At 70.6% G+C, this 1,606-nt stretch carries 3 protein-coding genes; 2 read left to right on the top strand and 1 reads right to left on the bottom strand.

Translation table 11 applies throughout. The features are described from left to right. Positions 1–189: LysR family transcriptional regulator (locus AACR77_RS14095; RefSeq protein ID WP_042882391.1), on the bottom strand; the 189-nt coding region annotated here is incomplete at its 3' end. 116 nt (positions 190–305) lie between these two features. Here AACR77_RS14095 and AACR77_RS14090 point away from each other — a divergent pair. Together AACR77_RS14090 and AACR77_RS14085 are read left to right on the top strand one after the other, a co-directional pair. Then, the gene (locus AACR77_RS14090; RefSeq protein WP_041215485.1) at positions 306–815 is read left to right on the top strand and encodes a nucleoside deaminase; all 510 of its coding nucleotides are present in this window, start codon (positions 306–308) and stop codon (positions 813–815) included. Continuing rightward, positions 808–1,606 (top strand): MFS transporter (locus AACR77_RS14085; protein WP_042882390.1); only part of this gene is annotated, 799 nt, incomplete at its 3' end. The genes AACR77_RS14090 and AACR77_RS14085, both read left to right, overlap by 8 nt.

Here is a 1,606-nt window from a genome sequence, read left to right as displayed (position 1 = left end):
CTCCCCCTGGGCCGTGGTCACCACCTGGCGGCCGGATCGGTCGAGCAGGGTGCAGCCCAGCTGCTGCTCCAGGCGGCGCATCTGCTGGCTCAGGGTGGACTGGGTGAGGTGGATACGCTCGGCGGCGCGGGTAAAGCTGCCGGTTTCGACGATGGCGACGAAGCTCTGCAGCAATTGGGGGTCCAGCAGGGGGCGCTCCATGGGCAATCTCCATTTATAAAACCACTGGAAGTCATTTTATCATTTAATTTCCAAATGATGCGGCGACCCTCTAGGCTGCTGTCCTCCCCCTTCTTTGCCAGGATATGACCATGCCACCCCCTTCCCAGTCCGGTGCCCGCCTCCTCAACTCCCTCACCGCCGCCTCGGCCCCCAGCCATCAGGAGTGGCTGGAGCAGGCCCTGCACCTGGCCCTGACCCATCGCCAGCAAGGGGGGCGCCCCTTCGCCGCCCTGCTGGTGAGGGAGAACCGGCTGGTGGCGAGCGCCGTCAACCGCATGCTGGAGGCGGGGGACCCCACCCGTCACGCGGAGCTGGAAGCGCTGCGGGAAGGGAGTCGCCAGGGGCCGCTGGCCGGGGCCATCGTCTATGCCAGCGGGCACCCCTGCCCCATGTGCCTGTCGGCCCTGGTGATGAACGGCATCCAGGCGGTCTACTACGCCTTTGACAACGACGATGCCGCCCCCTTCGGCTATGACAGCCGCGCCGCCTACGCAGCGCTGCGACTGCCGCTGAGTCCGCCGCCCCTGCCCCTCATCAAGCTGGCGAGCCCCATCGCGGCCGAAACCCTCTACGGTCCCCTGCCCCATGCATAAGCGCCGCCTCCCCCCGGGCAGCGGCGCCTTGCTGGTGCTGGTGATCCTCATCGCCCTCAACCTGCGCCCCTTCCTCACCGCCATCGGCCCCCTGGCCCCTCGCATCGACGCGAGGCTGGCCCTCGGGGTGGATACCCTGGCCTGGGTCACCCTGCTGCCCCTCTGGCTTATCGGGGTCGGCGTGCTGCTCACCCCGGCGCTCCTGGGTCGCACGGGCCCGCGCCCCCTGCTCGGGGTGGCCCTGCTGTTGCTCGCCCTTGGCAGCGCCCTGCGCGTCGACCTGGCGAGCGGCGCCCTGCTCATCGCCAGCGCCGCCCTGTGCGGGCTGGGCTCGGCCCTGGTGCAGGGGGTACTGCCCGGCCTCATCAAGGAGGGGTTCGCCCAAAAGGTGCCCCTGGTGATGGGGATCTTCTCCGCCTGCATGATGGGGGGCGGGGCGCTCGGGGCCGTGCTCACCCCGCGCCTTGCCGAGTATCTGGACTGGTCTCGGGCGCTGGCGCTCTGGGGCCTGCCGGTGCTGCTGGCCCTCGGCTGGCTGGCCTGGCGGGTGCCCCTGCCTACCCCGGCCAGCACGCCCGCCCCCACCGGGGAGCAGCGGCTGCTCCCCCTGCCCCGTACCTGGCTGCTCATCGCCTGTTTTGGCATCATCAACAGCGGCTACGGCATCGTCGTGGCCTGGCTGGCCCCGGCCTACATGGCGGCGGGCTGGAGCGCCCAGCAAGGGGGCGAGCTGGTGGCCTGGCTCGCCCTGGCCCAGACCGCGAGCGGCCTTGGCCTGCCTCTGCTGGCAG

Source organism: Aeromonas sp. ZOR0002, from assembly GCF_963866995.1.
Taxonomy (GTDB): Bacteria; Pseudomonadota; Gammaproteobacteria; order Enterobacterales; family Aeromonadaceae; genus Aeromonas; species Aeromonas caviae.
This window is presented reverse-complemented; position numbering and strand designations above follow the sequence as displayed.

Bases quoted from the DNA above. Each gene is read 5' to 3' on its own strand.
- AACR77_RS14090 (WP_041215485.1), top strand. From the start codon at position 306: ATGACCATGCCACCCCCTTCCCAGTCCGGTGCCCGCCTCCTCAACTCC.